General features: G+C 73.8%; 2 protein-coding genes. Both read right to left on the bottom strand.

Annotated features, from left to right (window positions below; genetic code table 11):
- Positions 1 to 12: 12 nt before the first annotated feature.
- The gene (locus SLV14N_RS34755) at positions 13 to 9,810 is read right to left on the bottom strand and encodes a type I polyketide synthase (protein ID WP_263272502.1); all 9,798 of its coding nucleotides are present in this window, start codon (positions 9,808 to 9,810) and stop codon (positions 13 to 15) included.
- 36 nt (positions 9,811 to 9,846) lie between these two features.
- Positions 9,847 to 20,814, bottom strand: coding sequence for a type I polyketide synthase (locus SLV14N_RS34750; protein ID WP_263272501.1), 10,968 nt, complete (start codon positions 20,812 to 20,814; stop codon positions 9,847 to 9,849).
- Positions 20,815 to 20,835 lie beyond the last annotated feature (21 nt).

The raw sequence follows: 20,835 nt of genomic DNA, 5'->3' as shown, positions 1-20,835 counted from the left end.
ACCGCAACGGCGTCAGGCGAGTTCGGATTCCAGGAACTCGACGACCGCATTGGGGGTCGGATAATCGTAGACAAGCGCGGCTGGCAGCGAGAGTCCGGTGATGCGGTTCAGTGCATTACGGAATTCCACCGCGGACAGCGAATTGAATCCGGCGTCGAGGAAATCGAGGTCGGGTTCGACCGCCGCGGCGCTTTCGTGCCCCAGTGCCCGGGCCGCCACTCCGCGGGCGATTTCCAGCAGTGTTTCCTGCCGGCCCGCCGCGTCGAGCTCCTTCAGGTAGGCCCGCAGCGCGTCGGGATCCACCTCGTCGCCGGTGTCCGCCGCGGACTCCTGGGCGAGCCGACGCACCTCGGGGAGGGCCCGCAGCAGCGAACCGGTCCGGGTGACGGCGAGTTCCGCCCAGTCCGCCTCGGCGACCGTGACGGACTGGTCGCCGTACTCGACCGCTCGGGCGAACACGGTCTCCGGGGACAGTGCACCGTCCCAGCAGAGCACCGTTCCGCTGAGCCCTTCGGCCCGGCGCCGGCGCACCAGCTCCTCGCGGTACGCGCCCGCCGCGGTGACCGCGGCCTGCGACGGATCGCCCCAGGTGCTCGCCGCCGGGGCGAGCAGGACGAACGCGGAGGCGTCGCGGGCGAGTTCGTGCAGATTCTCGGACTCGCGCACGGCCCGCTCCAGCACCTGGCCGAACTGTGCGACGGAGGCGGAGCCGGCCGGCTGGTCCACGGCGCTCCCGATGCCGTGCACCACGGTGCTCAGCGGATGCGCCGCGGGGACGCGGTCCAGCAGCCGGGCCACCGCCGCCCGGTCGGTGAGTGCCTCGTCGAGGACGGTCACCGGGATGCCGAGGGACTCCCCCGCGAGTGCGCGGGGCAGCATCAGATGCGTGGCACCGTTGCGGGCGAGCCAGCGGGCGACGGGGGCACCGGCGGCGCCCAGTTCACCGGCGACCAGCACCGTGCCCGTGGGCCGCCAGGGCTGGTGGGCGACGCCCCGGCCCGCGTGGACGAGCCTGCGGGCGAACACCCCGGAGGGGCGCAGGGCGAGCTCGTCCTCACCGTCGGCGTCGGCCAGCAGCTGGGCCAGCCAGGCCCCTTGGCGGGTGTCCAAGCCGTCCGGCAGATCGATCAGGCCGCCCCGGTGTCCGGGCCGGGCCGCGGCGACCGCCCGGCCGAGGCCCCAGAGCAGCGCCGCCGGGGTGCCGGCCGTGCTGCCCGTACGGGTCAGGGAGACCGCGCCCCGGGTCAGGGACCACAGCGGTGCACCCGGCTCCGCCTCGTCGAGCACCTGGGCCAGCAACAGGGTCCCGGCCACGCCGGACGGTACCGAGGGGTGCTCCGGATGCGGCTGTTCGTCCAGCGCCCACAGGGAGACCACCCCGGCAACTCCCGCCGGGAGTCCGGCGAGCAGTTCGGTCAGACGTGCCCGGTCGGCGTCCGCGCCGGTCACGGCGAGCTGCCGTACGTCGGCACCGTGCGCCCGCAGCGCCTCGGCCACCGACCGTGCGCAGTCCCCCGCCAGGTGCTCCTCCGGGACGAGCAGCGCCCAGGTTCCGGACAGTTCGGCGGTGGACCGTTCGGTCACCGCGTGCCAGTCGGCCCGGTAGCGCGTGCCGTCCATCGCGGACTCCCCGCGGCGGAGGGCGGAAAGGGCCGGCAGCAGCGCGCTCAGCGGCTGGTTCTCGTCGAGGTCCAGGGTGCGCAGCAGGGCGCCCAGGTCCTCCCGTTCCACCAGCTCCCAGAAGCGGGACTCGACCGGGTCGGACGCGTCCGGCCGGCCCTCACCGGCCGGGTCGTCGGCCTCGGGCCAGTACCGCTGCCGCTGGAAGGCGTAGGTGGGCAGCTCGACCCGGCGGCCGCCGCCGAACAGCGGGAGCCAGTCCACGGTGGCGCCGCGGACATGGGCACCGGACAGGGCCTGCAGCAGCGCCTCGCTCTCCGGCCGGTCCTTGCGCAGCGCGGGCAGGAACTCCCCGCCGGGCAGGCTCTCCTGGCCCATGGCGCTGAGCACTCCGCCGGGGCCGAGTTCGAGGAAGGTGTCCAGTCCCTCGGTGTGCAGCGCGTGCATGCCGTCGTGGAAGCGGACGGCTTCCCTGACGTGCCGCACCCAGTAGCCGGGGTCGCGCAGCTGGTCCGGCTCGGCGACCCGGCCGGTCAGGTTGGACACCACGGGGAGGTCCGGTTCGGCGTAGGTCAGGCTTTCGGCGACGGTGCGGAACTCGTCCAGCACGGGGTCCATCAGCGGCGAGTGGAACGCATGGCTGACCCGGAGCTGCTTGGTCCGGTACCCCTTGGCCTCCAGCGTTCTGACGAGTTCGGTCACCGTGGCCTCGGCGCCGGAGAGCACCACGGCCTCCGGCCCGTTCACCGCGGCGATGCTCACCTGGCCGGAGAGCAGCGGAAGTACCACGTCCTCAGGGGCCTGTACGGCGACCATCACGCCGCCTGCGGGCAGGCTCTGCATGAGCCTGCCGCGGGCCACCACCAGTTTCGCCGCGTCGGCCACCGACCAGACGCCCGCAAGATGAGCCGCGGTGACCTCACCGATGGAGTGGCCCAGCAGGGCGTCCGGGACCACGCCGAGGGAGACGACCAGCCGGAACAGTGCGACCTCGACGGCGAACAGCGCGGCCTGGGCGTACTGGGTCTGGTCCAGCAGAGCCGCCTCGGGAGAGCCCGGTTCGGCCCACACCACCTCGCGCAGCGGCCGGGGCAGCAGTGCGTCGAGTTCCGCGCACACCTCGTCCCAGGCCCGTGCGAACGCCGGGTAATTCTCGTGGAGTTCGCGGCCCATCCCGAGGCGCTGGGCACCCTGGCCGGTGAAGAGCACGCCGATCCGGCCCTCCCCCGCGACGCCGGAGACCACACCCGCCGGGGTCGTCCCCGCGGCCAGTGCCCGGATGCCGGTGAGCAGGGCGTCCCGGTCCCCGGTCACCACGGCGCGGTGCCGTAGCGCGGACCGGGTCGACACCAGGGAGAAGCCCACATCCACCGGGTCCGGGTGGCCCTCGGCGAGGGCGGCCAGCCGCCCGGCCTGCGCCCGCAGGGCCTGGGCCGAGTGTGCGGAGAGCACCCACGGCAGCACCGCGGGAGCCGTCCCGGGCCCGGCGTCGGCCGGAGTACGGGCCGCCGAGGGCTGTTCCAGGATCAGGTGCGCGTTGGTGCCGCTGATCCCGAAGGAGGAGACCGCGGCCCGCCTGGGCTGTCCGGTCTCCGGCCACTCACGTGCCTCGGTGAGCAGCTCGACCGCGCCGGCCGCCCAGTCCACGTGGGTGGAGGGCCGGTCCACGTGCAGCGTCCGGGGCAGCTCGCCGTGCTGCATGGCGAGGACCATCTTCATCACGCCGGCCACACCGGCCGCGGCCTGGGTGTGCCCGATGTTGGATTTGATCGAACCGAGCCACAGGGGGTGGTCCTCGGGCCGGTCCTGCCCGTAGGTGGCCAGCAGGGCCTGGGCCTCGATGGGGTCACCGAGGGTGGTGCCGGTTCCGTGCGCCTCGACCGCGTCGATCTGGTCGGCGTTCAGACGGGCGTTGGCCAGGGCCTGCCGGATCAGCCGCTGCTGGGACGGGCCGTTCGGCGCGGTCATCCCGTTGGAGGCGCCGTCCTGGTTCACCGCCGAACCCCGCACCACGGCGAGGACCGGGTGTCCGTTGCGCACCGCGTCGGACAGCCGCTCGATGAGCAGGACGCCCGCGCCCTCGGCCCAGCCCGCGCCGTCGGCCGCGTCCGCGAAGGACTTGCACCGTCCGTCCGGGGCGAGCCCGCGCTGGCGGGAGAAGTCGATGAACGTGCCCGGGGTCGCCATCACCGACACGCCGCCGGCCAGGGCGAGGGAGCACTCCCCCTGCCGGAGGGCCTGCACCGCGAGATGCAGGGCGACCAGCGAGGACGAACAGGCCGTGTCCACGGTGACCGCGGGGCCCTCCAGCCCGAAGGTGTAGGAGATCCGGCCGGAGACGGCGCCGCCGGCGACGCCCACGCCCACATAGCCGTCGAGCTGTTCGGCCGCGGCGGTCAGCATGCCGTAGTCGTTGTACATCACTCCGGCGAACACTCCGGTGCCGCTGCCCTTCAGTGCCGCCGGGTCGATGCCGGCGCGCTCGAAGGTCTCCCAGGAGGTTTCCAGCAGCAGCCGCTGCTGCGGGTCCATCGCCAGTGCCTCCTTGGGGCTGATCCCGAAGAAGCCGGCGTCGAACCGCGCCGCGTCGTAGAGGAATCCGCCCTCGGTGCAGTAGCTGGTGCCCGGGTGGTCCGGGTCCGGGTCGAAGAGGCGCTCCATGTCCCAGCCCCGGTCCGCGGGGAAGGCCGACACCGCGTCCGTACCCGTGGTCAGCAACTGCCACAGCTTTTCCGGTGAGTCGACGCCACCGGGGTAGCGACAGCTCATCCCGATGATGGCGATCGGCTCATCGGTGCGGACCGCGGCCGGTGCACCGGCCGTGGTGCCGACGGCCGCGCCCAGCAGTTCGTCCCGGACGAACCCGGCGAGATCCAGCGGGGTCGGATAGTCGAACACCAGGGTCGCGGGCAGCCGGAGGCCGACCGCCGCGCCGAGCCGGTTGCGGAGCTCGACCGCGGTCAGCGAGTCGAAGCCGATCTCCTTGAACGGCCGGGAGGATTCCACGGCCTGCGGACCGGCGTAGCCGAGCACGGCCGCGACCTGGGCGCGCACCAGATCGAGCAGGGTGCGGTCCCGTTCAGCGGCGGACATCCCGGCCAGGCGCTCGCGCAGTTCGGAGGTGGCGGCGCCGCCGCTGTCCACCTGCCGTCGGCCGGAGGTGCGGACCAGGCCGCGCAGCAGCTCGGGCACCATCCCGGCACCGGCCTGCTGCCGCAGTGCGGCGAGGTCGAGCCGCGCGGGGACCAGCAGCGCGTCCTCCGCGGCGCGTGCCGCGTCGAACAGCGCCACGCCCTGCGCCGAGGACAGCCCGGTCATGCCGGAGCGTGACATCCGGGCGAGCGCGGCCTCGTCCAGTGCCTCGGTCAGCCCGCTCGCCTCCGTCCAGCGGCCCCAGGCCAGGGAGAGCGCGGGAAGTCCGGCGGCCCGCCGGTGCGCGGCGAGGGCGTCGACGAAGGCGTTGGCGGCGGCGTAGTTCGCCTGGCCGGATCCGCCGAGGACTCCGGCGGCGGAGGAGAACACCACGAAGGCCGCCAGGTCGAGGCCCTGGGTCAGCTCGTGCAGATGCCAGGCGGCGTCCACCTTGGGCCGCATCACCGCGTCCAGGCGCTCCTGGGTCAGCGACTCCAGCACCCCGTCGTCCAGGGTGCCGGCGGCGCTGATCACTCCGGTCAGCGGACGGTCGGCGGGGACGGCGGCGAGCAGTTCCCGCAGGGCCTCCCGGTCGGCCGCGTCACAGGCGGCGATCTCCACCTCGGCGCCGAGTTCCCGCAGTTCGGCCTCCAGCGCGGCCGCGCCCTTGGCCGTGCGGCCGCTGCGGCTGGTCAGCAGGAGGTGCCGGACGCCGTGCTCGGTCACCAGGTGCCGGGCGAACAGGGCGCCCAGGGTGCCGGTGCCGCCGGTGATCAGTACGGTGCCGCCGGGGGTGAACTCGGGTGCCGTGGCGGCGGATACGCCCATCCTGGCCAGCCGCGGGAGCCGGATCTCACCGGCCCGCAGGGCGAGCTGTGCCGCGCCGAGGGCCAGTGCGGCGGGCAGGGCCCGAGCCGAGGTCTCCAGCCCGTCGGAGTCCAGGAGGACGAACCGGCCGGGGTGTTCGGACTGGGCGGTGCGCAGCAGGCCCCAGACCGGGGCGTGCACCAGGTCCGCGAGGGCCGCGCCGGGTTCGGTGGCCACCGCGCCCTGGGTGGCGATCACCAGCCGGGCGTCGGCGAACCGCTCCTCGGCCAGCCAGTCCTGGGCGAGGCCGAGCAGCCGGCCGCTCGCCTCCCGGACCGCAGCGGGGACGTCGGGCGCCTCCGGCGGGACGCAGGACACCATCACGACGTCGGGCACCGGCGCTCCGGCGTCCATGGCACGGAGCAGCGCGGCCAGTTCCGGGTACTCGTCGACCCGGGCGCCGGCCGCTTCGAGTGCCGCGCGGTGGTCCGGGCCGGCCGCGCCGAGCAGGGCGACCGTGCCGGCGGGAGCCTCCGCGGGGACCGGTGCCGGGGTCCAGTCCACCCGGAAGAGCGCGTCGTGGAACGTGGGGCCGGTCCCGTCCAGGGCGTCGGTGGTCAGTTGACGCAGCATCAGGGAGGCCACTGAAGCGACCGGGGCTCCGGTGGCGTCCGCGACGCTCACCGAGAGCGTGTTCGTCCCCGCCGGGGACAGCCGCACCCGCACCGTGCCGGCGCCCGCGGCGTGCAGGCTCACCCCGGACCAGGCGAACGGCAGCCACGGCCGGTCGCCGCTCCCGTCCTCGACGAACCCGCCGAGGGCCAGCGGATGCAGTGCCGCGTCCAGCAGCGCGGGGTGCAGCCCGAACGCGGCGCCCTCGTCCTCGGCCGCCTCGGGCAGCGCGACCTCGGCGAACAGCTCGGTGCCGCGTCGCCATACCGAGCGCAGGCCCCGGAAGACCGGGCCGTAGGACAGGCCGGTCCCCGTGAAGCGTTCGTAGAGCCCGTCGAAGGCGACGGGTTCGGCCCCCTCGGGCGGCCAGGCCTCCTCGCGGGGGCCGGCGGTCCCCGTGCCGGCGGTGAGGGTGCCGGTGGCGTGGGTGGTCCAGGGTTCCTCGTCGGGAGCGTCCTCCGGCCGGGAGCGCACGCTCAGCTGACGGCGGCCGGAGTCGTCGGGCCCGCCGACGGCGAGCTGCAGACGGACCCCGCCGCGGTCGGGCAGCACCAGCGGGGCCGCCAGGGTGAGTTCCTCCAGGACCTCGCAGCCGACCTCGTCACCGGCGCGCACGGCCAGTTCCACGAACGCGGTGCCGGGCAGGACCGCCCGCCCGGCGACCACATGGTCGGCCAGCCAGGCGTGGGTGGACAGCGACAGCCGCCCGGTGAACAGCACTCCTTCGTCATCGGCGAGGGTCACCACGGCGCCGAGCAGCGGGTGCCGGGCGGCGCTCAGTCCGAAGCCGGCGGCGTCACCGGCCGCGGTCATGGTGCCCTTGGGCCAGTACCGCTGCCGCTCGAAGGCGTAGGTCGGCAGGGCGACCGTCCCGTCCGCGGCACCGGCGAACACGGCGGCCCAGTCCGGGCTCTGCCCGTGGGCGTGCACCTGGCCGAGGGAGGTGAGGAACCGGGCCACCCCGCCCTCGTCGCGCCGCAGCGAACCGGTGACCAGCGCGGACCGGCCGGCCGACTCGACGGTGTCCTGCACCCCGAGCGCGAGCACGGGATGCGCGCTGACCTCGATCAGGGTGCTGAAACCGGCGTCGAGCAGACCGCGTACGGCCGGCTCGAAGAGCACGGTCTGGCGCAGGCTGCGGTACCAGTAGTCCGCGTCCATGGCCGCGGTGTCCAGCCAGTCGCCGGTGAGCGTGGAGTACACCGGGATCTCGGAAGCCCGGGGGCTGACCGGTGCGAGCACCTCCAGCAGCCGTTCCCGGATCTGTTCCACCTGGGCCGAGTGCGAGGCGTAGTCCACCTCGATCCGGCGGGCGCGCACCCCGTCGGCCTCGCAGCCGTCCAACAGCTCCTGCAGGGCCCGCGGTTCACCGGAGACGACCACCGAGGCCGGTCCGTTGACCGCGGCGACGGACAGCCGCTCGCCCCAGGCCCCCAGCCGCTCCTCGACCTGCTCCAGCGGCAGCGCGACGGACACCATCCCGCCGTGTCCGGCCAGTTCGATCAGGGTCTTGCTGCGCAGGGCGACCACCCGGGCCGCGTCCTGGAGGGACAGCGCCCCGGCCACACAGGCGGCGGCGATCTCGCCCTGGCTGTGTCCGACCACGGCGGAGGGGGTGATACCGCAGGACTGCCACAGCGCGGCCAGGGAGACCATCACGGCCCAGAGCGCCGGCTGCACCACGTCCACCCGGTCGAAGCCCGGTGCGCCCTCGGCGCCCCGCAGTACCTCGGTCAGCGACCAGTCGGTGAACTCCGACAGGGCGCGCTCGCACTCCCGGATCCGGTCGGCGAACACCGGTGAGGAGTCGAGCAGTTCCACCGCCATCCCGGCCCACTGCGATCCCTGGCCGGGGAAGAGGAAGGCCACCTTGCCGCGGCTGCCCACGACGCCCTCCACCAGGTTCCCGGCAGGCTCACCGTGTTCCAGCGCGGTCAGTCCGCTGAGCAGCTCCGCACGGTCCGCGCCTACCACCAGCGCCCGGTGCTCCAGGGCGGCCCGGGTGGTGGCCAGCGAATGTCCGACGGTGGCCGGGTCCAGCTCCGGCCGGTCCGCCACGAAGGACGCGAGCCGGGCGGCCTGTGCCCGCAGCGCCCCGGCGGTCGCACCGGACAGGACCCAGGGCACCGTGCCGGTCGCGGCGAGGCCCGGAGTCCGGGCCGGGGCCTCCTCGGTGGCCGGGGACACGGCCTCGGCGGTGGGGGCTTCCTCCAGAATCAGGTGCACATTGGTGCCGCTGATGCCGAACGAGGAGACACCGGCGCGCCGCGGATGGTCGGCGCTCTCCCACGGCTTCGCCTCGGTGAGCAGTTCCACCGCGCCGGACTCCCAGTCCACGTGCGGGGTGGGCGCGTCCACGTGCAGGGTCTTCGGCAGCACCCGGTGGCGCAGGGCCATGACCATCTTGATCACGCCGGCGATTCCGGCGGCCTGCTGGGCGTGCCCGATGTTGGACTTGACCGAACCGAGCCACAGCGGCCGTTCGGCGGTCCGTGCCTTGCCGTACGTGGCGAGCAGCGCCTGCGCCTCGATCGGGTCACCGAGGGTGGTGCCGGTGCCGTGCGCCTCGACCGCGTCGACCTGGCCCGCGGTGATGCCCGCGTTCTCCAGGGCGCGGCGGATGACCCGTATCTGGGACGGCCCGTTGGGGGCGGTCAGGCCGTTCGAGGCGCCGTCCTGGTTCACCGCGGAACCGCGCAGCACCGCGAGCACCGGATGCCCGTTGCGGAGCGCGTCGGACAGCCGCTCGACCAGCACCACCCCGACGCCCTCCGCCCAGCCGGTGCCGTCGGCCCCGGCCGCGAACGCCTTGCACCGCCCGTCCGGGGACAGTCCGCGCTGCCGGGAGAAGCTGGTGAACACACCGGGGGTGCCCATCACGGTCACCCCGCCGGCCAGGGCCAGGGAGCACTCCCCCTGCCGCAGCGCCTGGGCCGCCATGTGCAGGGCGACCAGCGAGGACGAGCAGGCGGTGTCCACGGTCACCGCGGGGCCCTCGAAGCCGAAGGAGTACGACACCCGGCCGGACAGCACACTGCTGGCCACACCGGTCATCGTGTACCCCTCGGACGCGTCCGGGAGCTGCTGGATCACCGGGACGTACTCGGCGCCGCTGGCACCGAAGAAGACCCCGGTGTCGCTGCCCCGCGCACTCGACGGGTCGATCCTCGCGTCTTCAAAGGCCGCCCAGGCGGCCTCCAGGACCACCCGCTGCTGGGGGTCCATGGCGAGCGCCTCACGCGGGCTGATGCCGAAGAACGCGGCATCGAAGTCGATCGCGTCGTAGACGAATCCGCCTTGTTTCACATAGCTCTTGCCGGATTTCTCCGGGTCGGCGTCGAACAGCTCGTCGGTGTCCCAGCCGCGGTCGGCGGGGAAGTCGGAGATCGGGTCCCCACCGGCGGCGACCAGGTCCCAGAGCTGCTCCGGTGTACCGGCCCCCGGGTAGCGGCAGTTCATGCCGATGATCGCGAGCGGCTGCCGGCCCTTCTCCTCGGCCTCGCGCAGGCGCTGCCGGGTGTCGTGCAGATCAGCCGCGACCCGCTTGAGATAGTCGACCAGCTTCTCTTCATCCGCCATCAGGCGCGCCTTCCTTGTCGGTCCCCAGCGTGCGCATCAGGAGAGTCCGAGTTCGTCGTTGATGAACGCGAAGACCTCATCGGTGCTCGCCGCTTGGAGCCTGTCCTTGACATCGGTCGTGCCGGCCGTGGACCGCCGGTCCTCCCACGCTTTGGTGAGGGCCTGCAGCCGGCTGGTGATGGAGGCTCCGGCGCCCTCGTCCGGGGAGACCGCGGCCAGGGCGCTCTCCAGCCGTTCGAGTTCGCCGAGCACCACGGCGGCCGGATCGGCGGCCGCGGGGGCCAGCGTCTCCTTGAGGTGCGCCGCCAGGACCTCCGCGTTGGGGTAGTCGAACACCAGCGTGGCGGGCAGCCGGAGCCCGGCGGCCCCGTTCAGCCGGTTGCGGAACTCGACCGCGGTCAGCGAGTCGAAGCCCATCTCGTTGAACGCCCGGCCCGGTTCCACCGCGGCCGGCGAGCCGTGGCCGAGGACGGCCGCGGCCTGTTCCCGGACGAAGTCCAGCAGGACCTGGTCGATCTCCTCGGCCGTCAGGCCCGTGAGCCGCTGGGCGAAGTCGTCCGCCGAGCGGGTGGCGGCCGCCACCGTGCGCCGGGCCGGTGCCTTGACCAGCCCCCGCAGCAGTGGGGGTACGGCCTCGGCGGGTGCGCCGCGGAACACCGAGACGTCCAGCCGGGCGGGCATCATCGCCGGTTCGTCGGCCCGCAGTGCCGCGTCGAAGAGCGTCATGCCCTCCTCCGTGGACAGCGGGGGCATCCCGGCCCGGCTCATCCGCCGGACATCGGCCTCGCCGAGGTGCCGGGTGATACCGCTGGTCTCGGTCCACAGGCCCCAGGACAGCGCGGTGGCGGGCAGGCCATGGGCCCGCCGGTACGCGGCCAGCGCGTCGAGGAACACATTCGCCGCCGCATAGTTGCCCTGCCCGGCGCCGCCGAAGGTGCCGGCGGCGGCGGAGTACAGCACGAAGGCGGCGAGGTCCTGGCCGGCAGTGAGCTCGTGCAGGTTCACCGCGGCGTCCACCTTGGGCCGCAGCACCGTGTCGAGCCGTTCCGGGGTCAGGGAGCCGATCACCCCGTCGTCCAGCACTCCGGCGGTGTGCACCACCGCGGTCAGCGGACGGTCGGTCGGGATGGCGGCCAGGAGTTCCCGCAGGGCCTCCCGGTCGGCCGCGTCACAGGCGGCGATCTCCACCTCGGCGCCGAGTTCCCGCAGTTCGCGCTCCAGCTCCGGTGCGCCGTCCGCGGCCCGGCCGGTGCGGCTGGTCAACAGGAGGTGCCGGACGCCGTGTTCGCGCACCAGGCGCCGGGCGGCCAGTCCGCCGAGGGTGCCGGTGCCACCGGTGACGAGCACCGTGCCCCGTTCGTCCAGGGTCTCCGGCATGGTCAGCACGATCTTCCCGGTGTGCCGGGCCTTGGCGATGTACCGGAAGGCCTCGGGGGCCCGGCGGACATCCCATGTGGTGACCGGGATCGGCCGCAGCGCACCGGAGTCGAGCAGGCGCACCACCTCCCGGAGCACCTCGCCGACCCGCTGCGGACCGGCGCCCATCATCAGGTCGAAGGCCTGGTACTCCACACCGGGGTAGGCGGCCGCGACGTCCTCGGGGGCACGCATATCCGTCTTGCCCATCTCCAGGAACCGGCCGCCGCGGGGCAGCAGCCGCAGTGAGGCGTCCACGAACTCACGGGCCAGTGCGTCCAGGACGACGTCCATCCCGCGGCCGCCGGTGGTGCGGCGGAACTTCTCCTCGAAGTCGAGGTCACGGGAGGAGGCGATGTGCTCCTCGTCGAGGCCGCTCTCGCGCAGGGTGTCCCATTTTCCGGTGCTGGCCGTGCCGAAGACCTCCGCCCCGAGGTGCCGGGCCAGCTGCACGGCGGCCATGCCGACACCGCCGGCCGCATTGTGCACCAGCACCGACTCCCCGGCCCGCAGCCGGCCGAGTTCCACCAGGCCGTAGTAGGCGGTGGAGAAGACGATCGGCACCGAGGCGGCCTGGACGTAGGACCAGTCGTCAGGGAACCGCGCCAGCATGCGGTGGTCGGTGACGGCCACCGGTCCGAACGCGCCGGCGAACATGCCGATCACGCGGTCGCCGGGGGCGAAGTCGCTGACGTCGGGGCCGACTTCGAGGACGACACCGGCGGCCTCGATGCCCATCTCCGCCTTCTCCGGGTACATCCCGAGCGCGATCATGACGTCGCGGAAGTTCAGCCCGGCCGCGCGCACCCCGATCCGCACCTCGCCGGGGACCAGGGCGCGGTCCGCGTCCGAGGGCACCAGCGCGAGGTTGTCGAACGTACCGGCGCTGGTGACGTCCAGCTTCCAGGCCGGGCCGCGGGCCGGTGGCACCAGGGTGCCGCCGGAGGCGAGCGACGCCAGCCGCGGGGTCCGCAGTGCGCCCGCGCGCACGGCGAGCTGTGGTTCTCCGGAGCCGAGGGCGGCGGCGAGCATGTCCGGACCGCCCGAACCGTCCGCGTCGATCAGGACGATCCGTTCCGGGTTCTCCGACTGCGCGGACCGGAGCAGACCCCAGACCGGGGCGGCGGCGAGATCCGCGATGCCCTCGTCGGCGTGCACCGCGACCGCGCCGCGGGTGACCACGGCCAGTGTGGTGTTCTCCAGACGTGCGTCGGCCAGCCAGTCCCGTGCCAGTGACAGCATCCGACCGGTCAACTCCCGTATAGCAACGGGTAGTTCATCGGAGCCGGCGTCGGCGGCACACGGGACGAGCACCACTTCCGGCACCGGGGTCCCGGTGTCGAGCGCGGTGGTCAGCGCGGCCAGGTCGGCGTACCGCGTGGCCGTCTCCGGCGCCCCGTCGAGCTCGCCGAGGAGCGCCCAGGCGGCGGTGTCCGCGGGTTCGGCGGTGACCTCCGGCCAGTCGATCCGGTACAGCGAGTCGGGCAGGGACGGCGCGGTGACCGTGACGGCCGGGTCCTGCCTGCGCAGGACCAGGGACTCCACGGTGGCGACCGGGGTGTTCGTCTCGTCCGCGGCGGCCACCGAGACGGCGTCCGTACCGGCCGGTGCGATCCGCACCCGCAAGGTGGCGGCGCCGGCCGCGTGCAGCGTCAGACCGCTCCAGGCGAACGGGAGCCGTGCGCCCCCTTCGTCGGCGAAGAAGGAGCCCAGTCCGGCCGCATGCAGCGCGGCGTCCAGCAGGGCGGGATGGAGACCGAAGGCACCGGCGTCCTCGGCCGCGGCCTCGGGCAGCGCGACCTCGGCGAAGACCTCCTCGCCACGCCGCCAGGCCGCACGCAGCCCCTGGAAGACCGGTCCGTAGTTCATCCCGGCCCCGGCGAGCTGCGGGTAGTAATCCGCGGTGTCGACGGGCTCGGCACCGGCCGGGGGCCAGGCCGTTTCGGCGAACCCGCCGGTGGCGCCGGCGGGGGCCAGTACGCCGGTGGCGTGCCGGTTCCAGCCCTGCTCGGCGGCGTCCGACTCCGGCTGGGAGTGCACGCTCAGCGCACGGCGGCCGTCGTCGTCCGCGGCACCGACCACCACCTGCAGCCGGACCGCTCCCCGCGCGGGGAGCGCCAGCGGCGCCGCCAGCGTCAGTTCCTCCAGCAGCCCGCATCCGACCTCGTCACCGGCCCGTACGGCCATCTCGACGAAGGCGGTGCCGGGCAGCAGGACCAGGTCGCCGATGGCGTGGTCGGCGAGCCAGGGGTGGCTGTGGGTGCCGATCCGCCCGGTGAACAGGACCTCGTCGGAGCCGGCCACCGCGACGGCGGCGCCGAGCAGCGGATGACCGGCCGCGCCCAGTCCGGCTGCGGCGACATCACCGGCCGTACCGGAGGGCCGCGGCCAGTAGCGCTCCCCCTGGAAGGCGTAGGTGGGCAGGTCCACCCGCCGTGCCCCGCGTCCGGAGAAGAAGGCCGGCCAGTCGACCGGGACGCCCCGCAGATGCAGCCGGGCCAGCGCGGTCACCGCGGCCCCGTCCTCGGCGCGGTCCCGGCGCAGCGAGGGCACCAGCACGGTGTCCTCGCCGGTCACACACTCCTGGCCCATTCCGGACAGCACACCGTCCGGGCCGATTTCGAGGAAGGTCCGCACCCCGGCGTCCTCCAGGGCGCGCACCCCGTCGCAGAACCGCACCGCGCCGCGGACATGCCCGGCCCAGTAGTCCGGCGAGCAGGCCTCCTCCGCGGTGAGGGGCCGGCCGGTCACATTGGACACGATCTCCATGTGGGGCGGCCGGAAGGTCAGCTTGGCCACGGCCTGCCGGAAGTCGTCCAGCATCGGTTCCATCAGCGGGGAGTGGAAGGCATGGCTGACGGCCAGGCGCTTGGTGGTGACCCCCGTGGCGGACAGGGATTCCGCGACCTCCAGTACGGCCTTCTCGGCTCCCGAGATGACCACGGAAGCGGGGCCGTTGACGGCCGCGATACCGACCTCGTGCTCACGCCCGGCGAGCAGGGCGGCGACCTCGGCCTCGGTAGTGCGTACCGACACCATCGCGCCGTCGGCGGGCAGTTCCTGCATCAGCCGGCCGCGCGCGGCGACCAGGGCGCAGGCGTCGGGCAGGGACCACACCCCGGCCACATGGGCCGCGACCACTTCACCGATGGAGTGGCCGACCAGCCGGTCGGGGCGGACGCCCCACGACTCCAGCAGCCGGTACAGGGCGACCTCGACCGCGAACAGGGCGGCCTGGGTGTACTGAGTGTGGTCCAGTAACGCGGCGTCCGGGGAACCGGGTTCGGCCCAGACGATCTCGCGGAGCGGACGGGGCAGCCACCGGTCCAGTTCGGCGGCGGCCTCGTCGAAGGCCTGCGCGAAGACCGGGTGGCGACGGTGGAGTCCGGCCCCCATGCCGACCCGCTGGGCGCCCTGGCCGGTGAACATCACCGCGAGCGAACCGGTGGCGGCCGTGCCGGTCACCACCTCGGCGCCCGCGGCACCGGAAGCGAGCGCCGCCAGTCCGCGCCGCAGGTCGTCCTGGTCGGTGCCGATCACCGCGGCCCGGTGCTCGAAGGCCGACCGGGAGGTGAGCAGCGACCAGGCGAGGTCGGCGAGCCCGGTGTCCGGGGCGTCCGTGAGGTGCTCCGCCAGCCGTGCGGCCTGCGCGGCCAGTGCCTGCGGGGTCCTGCCGGAGAGCACCCAGGGCAGCGGTCCGTCCGCCACCGCATCGTCCGTGGGGGGCGCCGGGAGGTCCGGGGCCTGCTCCAGGATCAGATGGGCGTTGGTGCCGCTGAAGCCGAAGGAGGACACCCCGGCCCGCCGGGGCCGGTCCAGCTCGGGCCAGGCCCGGGACGCGGTCACCAACTCCACCGCGCCGCTGGACCAGTCCACATGAGTGGAGGGCGCGTCCACGTGCAGGGTCTTCGGCAGCAGTCCGTGCCGCATGGCGAGGACCATCTTGATCACGCCGGCGACCCCGGCGGCGGCCTGGGTGTGCCCGATGTTCGACTTCACCGAACCGAGCCACAGCGGCCGGTCGTCGGCGCGCTCCGCCCCGTACGTGCTGAGCAGCGCCTGTGCCTCGATGGGGTCGCCGAGGCGGGTTCCGGTGCCGTGTGCTTCCACGGCGTCCACGTCGGACGCTCCGAGACCGGCGGAGGCGAGGGCCTGCCGGATCACCCGGGCCTGGGAGGGCCCGTTGGGTGCGGTCAGTCCGTTCGAGGCACCGTCCTGGTTGATCGCGGAACCCCGCACCACGGCGAGCACCGGATGGCCGTTGCGCACCGCGTCGGAGAGCCGCTCGACGAGCAGAACACCGACGCCCTCACCCCAGTTGGTGCCGTCGGCGCCCTCGGCGAAGGCCTTGCACTTGCCGTCGGGGGCGAGTCCGCGCAGCCGGCTGAACTCGATGAAGGAACCTGGGGTGGTCATCAGCGTCACCCCGCCGGCCAGTGCCAGTGAGCACTCCCCCGACCGCAGTGCGGCGGCCGCGAGATGCAGTGCCACCAGCGAGGAGGAGCAGGCGCTGTCGATGGTCATCGTGGGGCCTTCGAGGCCCAACGCGTAGGCGACCCGGCCGGACATCACGCTGTAGCTGGTGCCGGTGCCCAGGAACCCGTCGGGGCCCTGTCCGGCGCCGGCCAGGACGCTCATGTAGTCGTTGCCGTTGGCGCCGACGAACACGCCGGTGTCGGTGCCGTGCACGGTCGCCGGGTCGATCCCGGCGGCCTCGATGGCCTCCCAGGCCACTTCGAGCAGCAGCCGCTGCTGTGGGTCCATCGAGATGGCCTCGCGCGGGCTGATCTCGAAGAAACCGGCGTCGAATTCGGCCAGGCCGTCGATGAAACCGCCGTGCCGCACATAGCTGGCACCGGCCTGGTCGGGGTCGCTGTCGTACATCCCCTCGGTGTCCCAGCCCCGGTCGGCGGGGAACGGGGTGATCCCGTCCCGCCCTTCGGCCAGGAGCTCCCACAGCTGCTCCGGGTTCCGTACGCCGCCGGGCAGCCGGCAGCCCATCCCGACGATGGCGATCGGTTCGTCGGATGCCGCGACGGCGGTCCGGGTGGCCGACGGGGTGCCGGCGGAATCCGTGATCTCGTCCCGCAGATGGCGGACGAGGACCGTCGGGGTCGGATAGTCGAAGATCATCGTGGCCGGCAGGGTCAGCCCCGACGCGGTGGTGAGCCGGTTGCGGAACTCCACCGCGCTCAGCGAGTCGAAACCCAGGTCCTTGAACGCCCGGGCGGGATCGACGAGTTCGGGGCTGTCGTAGCCGAGGACATCCGCTATCTGGGTGCGGACGAAGTCCAGCAGCGCCTTGTCGCGGTCGGCGTCGGTCAGCCCGGTGAGTTCCCGGCGCAGCGCCGAGTCGGTGACCGCCGGGCCGTCACCCCCGCTCAGCAGCCCCTGCGCCTCGGGCACCCCGGTGAACAGCGGGCTCGGCCGGTGGAAGGTGAAGCCGGGGATGAAGCGGTCCCAGTCCACGTCGGCGACGGTCAGACAGGTCTCGTCCTGGCCGAGCGCCGCTGCCAACGCGGCGATGGCCAGTTCCGGCGCCATCGCGGGCAGTCCGCGCTGACGGAGCTGGTCCTGTACGGCGGCGTCCTCCGCGAGGCCTCCCCCGCCCCAGGGGGCCCAGGCCACCGAGGTGGCGGTGAGTCCGCGGGCCCGGCGCTGTTCGGCGAGGGCGTCGAGGTAGGCGTTGGCCGCGCCGTAGCCGGCCTGGCCACCGCTGCCCCAGACCCCGGCGACCGAGGAGAACAGCACGAACGCGTCCAGCTCCCGGTCCCCGAGGAGGGCGTCGAGGTGGGCCGCACCGGCGACCTTGGAGGAGAGGACCCCGTCGAGGTCAGCCCCGCCGAGTTCGGTGACCGGCCCGACCGGCCCGCCGGTGCCGGCGATGTGCAGCACCGCGGTGGGCGGTTCGGGCAGGCCGTCGAGCAGCCGGGCGAGGCCTTCCCGGTCGGCCGCGTCGCAGGCGGCGAGGGTGACTTCGGCGCCGAGCGCGGTGAGTTCCGCGGTGAGTTCGGCGCTGCCGGGGGCGTCCGGGCCACGGCGGCTGGTGAGCACCAGGTGCCCGGCCCCGTTGGCGGCGAGCCAGCGGGCGCACGCGGCGCCCAGCGCGCCGGTGCCGCCGGTGATCAGCACGGTGCCGCGGGGCTTCCAGGGCGTGGCGTCCCGGTCGAGGCGGGCGCGTACCAGACGGCGGGCGAACACCCCGGCCGGCCTGATGGCGAGCTGGTCCTCGTCCCCGGCTCCGGTGAGCAGGGCGCAGAGCCGGGCCGCCGCGGTCCGGTCCAGTTCAGCGGGCAGGTCGATGAGCCCGCCCCAGCGGTCGGACTGCTCCAGGGCGACGGTGCGGCCGAGCCCCCATACCTGGGCGAGTTCCGGCTCCCGCAGCGGGTCCGCCGCACCGGTCGACACCGCCCCGCTGGTGACGCACCACAGGGGTGCGCTGATGTCCGCGTCGCCCAGCGCCTGGACCAGGGCCAGTGCCTCGGTGACCGTGGGCCGGGCCAGTACTCCGGCGATCTCTCCGTCGAGTGCCGCCAGGCCGGTGGCGAGTTCCTCGCGGCTGCCGCCGAGGGCGAGACGTACCACCTGGGCGCCGTGCGCGGTGAGTGCGTCAGCGAGGTGGTCGTCCTCGTCCGGTCCGGCGAGGATCCAGGTGCCGGTGAGCGCGGCGGCGCCGGCCGGGACCGGTTTCCAGGAGATCCGGTAGGCCCACTTGTCCACCGTGGACTGGTGCTCCCGGCGCCGGCGCCAGGCGGACAGCGCCGGCAGGATCGCGCCGAGCGGCTGGTCCTCGTCCAGCTCCAGGGTGTGCAGCAGTTCGGGGAGGTCCTCGCGGGCGACCAGGTCCCAGAACCGGGCGTCGTCCGCGGCGGCCGGACGGTCCTGCTCGCCGGTGACGGCCGTCTCGTCCAGCCAGTACCGCCGCCGCTGGAAGGGGTAGGTGGGCAGGTCGACCCGTCGGCAGCCGGTGAGGAGCGGGTTCCAGTCCACGGTGGCGCCACGGGCGTAGGCCCCGCCCACCGCCTCCAGCAGCGCCACGGGTTCGGTGCGGTTCTCGCGCAGGGCGGGCAGGAACCGGACCGTGTCATGACCGGGCAGGCAGTCCTGGCCCATGGCGGAGAGCACCCCGCCGGGCCCGAGTTCGAGGAAGGTGGTCACGCCCTCGGCGTGCCCGGCGAGGAGACCGTCGTGGAAGCGCACCGCCTCGCGGATGTGCCGCACCCAGTACTCGGGGTCGCACAGTTCCTGAGCGGTGGCGAGCCGTCCGGTCACGTTGGACACCACGGGCAGCCGGGGCTCGGCGTAGGTGATCTGCTCCGCGACCGCGCGGAAGGCGTCGAGCACGGGTTCCATCAGCGGCGAGTGGAAGGCATGGCTGACCCGTAGCTGCTTCACCTTGCGGCCGCGCGACGACAGCTCGGCGGCGATCCGCGCGACCGCGTCCTCGGCGCCGGAAAGCACCACGGACTCGGGCCCGTTGACGGCCGCGAGACCGACCTGGTCCTGGTCCGCCAGCAGGGGAAGGACCTCGTCCTCGGTGGCCCGTACGGACACCATGGCGCCGCCGGCCGGGAGTTCCTGCATCAGCCGGCCACGGGCCGCGACCAGGGTGGCGGCGTCCGCCAGGGACCACACGCCGGCCACATGGGCGGCGGTGACCTCACCGATGGAGTGGCCCAGCAGAAGGTCCGGCGCCAGGCCCCACGATTCGGTGAGCCGGTACAGCGCGACCTCTAGGGCGAACAGGGCGGCCTGGGTGTACTGCGTCTGGTCGAGGAGGTCGCCCGCACCGTGCACGACCTCGCGCAGCGGCTTCGGCAGCCGGCCGTCGAAGGCGGCACAGACCTCATCGAAGGCGCGGGCGAACACCGGGTACGCCGCATACAGTTCCCGGCCCATTCCGAGCCGTTGGGAGCCCTGCCCGGTGAACAGCACGCCGAGCTTGCCGTCGGCGACGACATCGGCGACCACCCCGGCCGGGCGCCGTCCGGCGGCCAGCCCCCGGGCACCGGACAGCAGACCGTCCCGGTCGGCGCCGAGCACCACCGCGCGGTGTTCCAGCGCGGAGCGGGTGTGCACCAGCGACCAGCCGATGTCCGCCGGAGCGGTCTCCGGACGGCCCTCGGCGAACGACGCGAGTCGGTCGGCCTGGGCGGCGAGCGCCTCTTCGGAACGGGCGGACAGCACCCACGGCACCGGTCCGGCGGCCGGCACGGGCTCCGCCGCGGCCTCGGTCCCGACGGCGGCCTCCGCTTCGGCCTCTTCCAGCACCACATGCGCGTTGGTGCCGCTGAAGCCGAAGGAGGACACCGCGGCACGGCGGGGCTGCCCGGTCCGCGGCCACTCCTGCGCCTCGGTGAGCAGCTCCACCGCACCCTCGGTCCAGTCCACATGGGTGGAGGGCCGGTCCACGTGCAGCGTCTTGGGAAGGACGCCATGGCGCATGGCCAGGACCATCTTCATGATGCCCGCGACTCCGGCGGCGGCCTGGGTGTGCCCGATATTCGACTTGACCGAGCCGAGCCACAGCGGCCGCTCCCGGTCCTGTCCGTACGACGCCAGCAGCGCCTGGGCCTCGATGGGGTCACCGAGGGTGGTGCCGGTGCCATGTGCCTCGACCGCGTCGATCTGGCCGGGGGCCAGTCCCGCGTTGACCAGGGCCTGTTCGATGACCCGTTGCTGGGCGGGGCCGTTCGGGGCACTCAGCCCGTTCGAGGCGCCGTCGGAGTTCACCGCGGTACCGCGCACCACGGCCAGGACCGGGTGCCCGTTGCGCCGGGCGTCGGAGAGCTTCTCCACCAGCAGCACACCGGCGCCCTCGGCCCAGCCGGTGCCGTCGGCCGCGTCCGCGAAGGACTTGCACCGGCCGTCCGCGGCCAGGCCGCGCTGCCGGGAGAACTCGATGAAGGTCCACGGGGTGGACATCACGGTCACCCCGCCGACCAGGGCCAGCGAGCAGTCGCCCTTACGGAGTGCATGCCCGGCCAGGTGCAGCGCCACCAGCGAGGAGGAGCACGCGGTGTCCACGGTGATCGCGGGGCCCTCGAAGCCGAAGCTGTAGGCGACCCGGCCGGAGAGCGCGGACCCGGAACTCGTACTGCCGAAGTAGTCGTGGTACATGAGCCCGGCGAACACCCCGGTCCGGCTGCCGCGGAGGCTCGCCGGGTCGATCCCGGCCCGCTCCAGGACCTCCCAGGACGTCTCCAGGAGCAGCCGCTGCTGCGGGTCCACCGCGGGCGCGTCCTTGGGGCTGATCCCGAAGAAGGCGGGGTCGAAGTCGGCCGCCTCGTGCAGGAAGCCGCCTTCCTTCGCATAGGACGTGCCCTCGGCCCGGCCCGTCGGGTCGTACAGACCCTCCGTGTCCCAGCCGCGGTCGACGGGGAATCCGGTGATTCCCTCGCCACCGGAGTCGAGCAGCCGCCACAGGTCCTCGGGCGAGGCCACCCCGCCCGGGTACCGGCAGCTCATCCCCACGATGGCGAGCGGTTCATGGCTCTTCTCCTGGGCGTCCTGCAGGCGTTGACGCGTCTCGTAGAGATCGGCCGTCATCCGCTTGAGGTACTCGCGGAGCTTCTCCTCATTCGCCATCTGCTGCGGCCCTCCAGGTGA

The sequence above is a fragment of the Streptomyces sp. Je 1-4 4N24 genome, from assembly GCF_026239515.1.
Classification (GTDB): Bacteria; Actinomycetota; Actinomycetes; order Streptomycetales; family Streptomycetaceae; genus Streptomyces; species Streptomyces nigrescens.
This window is presented reverse-complemented; position numbering and strand designations above follow the sequence as displayed.

Bases quoted from the DNA above. Each gene is read 5' to 3' on its own strand.
- SLV14N_RS34755 (WP_263272502.1), bottom strand. From the start codon at position 9,810: ATGGCGGATGAAGAGAAGCTGGTCGACTATCTCAAGCGGGTCGCGGCT.
- SLV14N_RS34750 (WP_263272501.1), bottom strand. From the start codon at position 20,814: ATGGCGAATGAGGAGAAGCTCCGCGAGTACCTCAAGCGGATGACGGCC.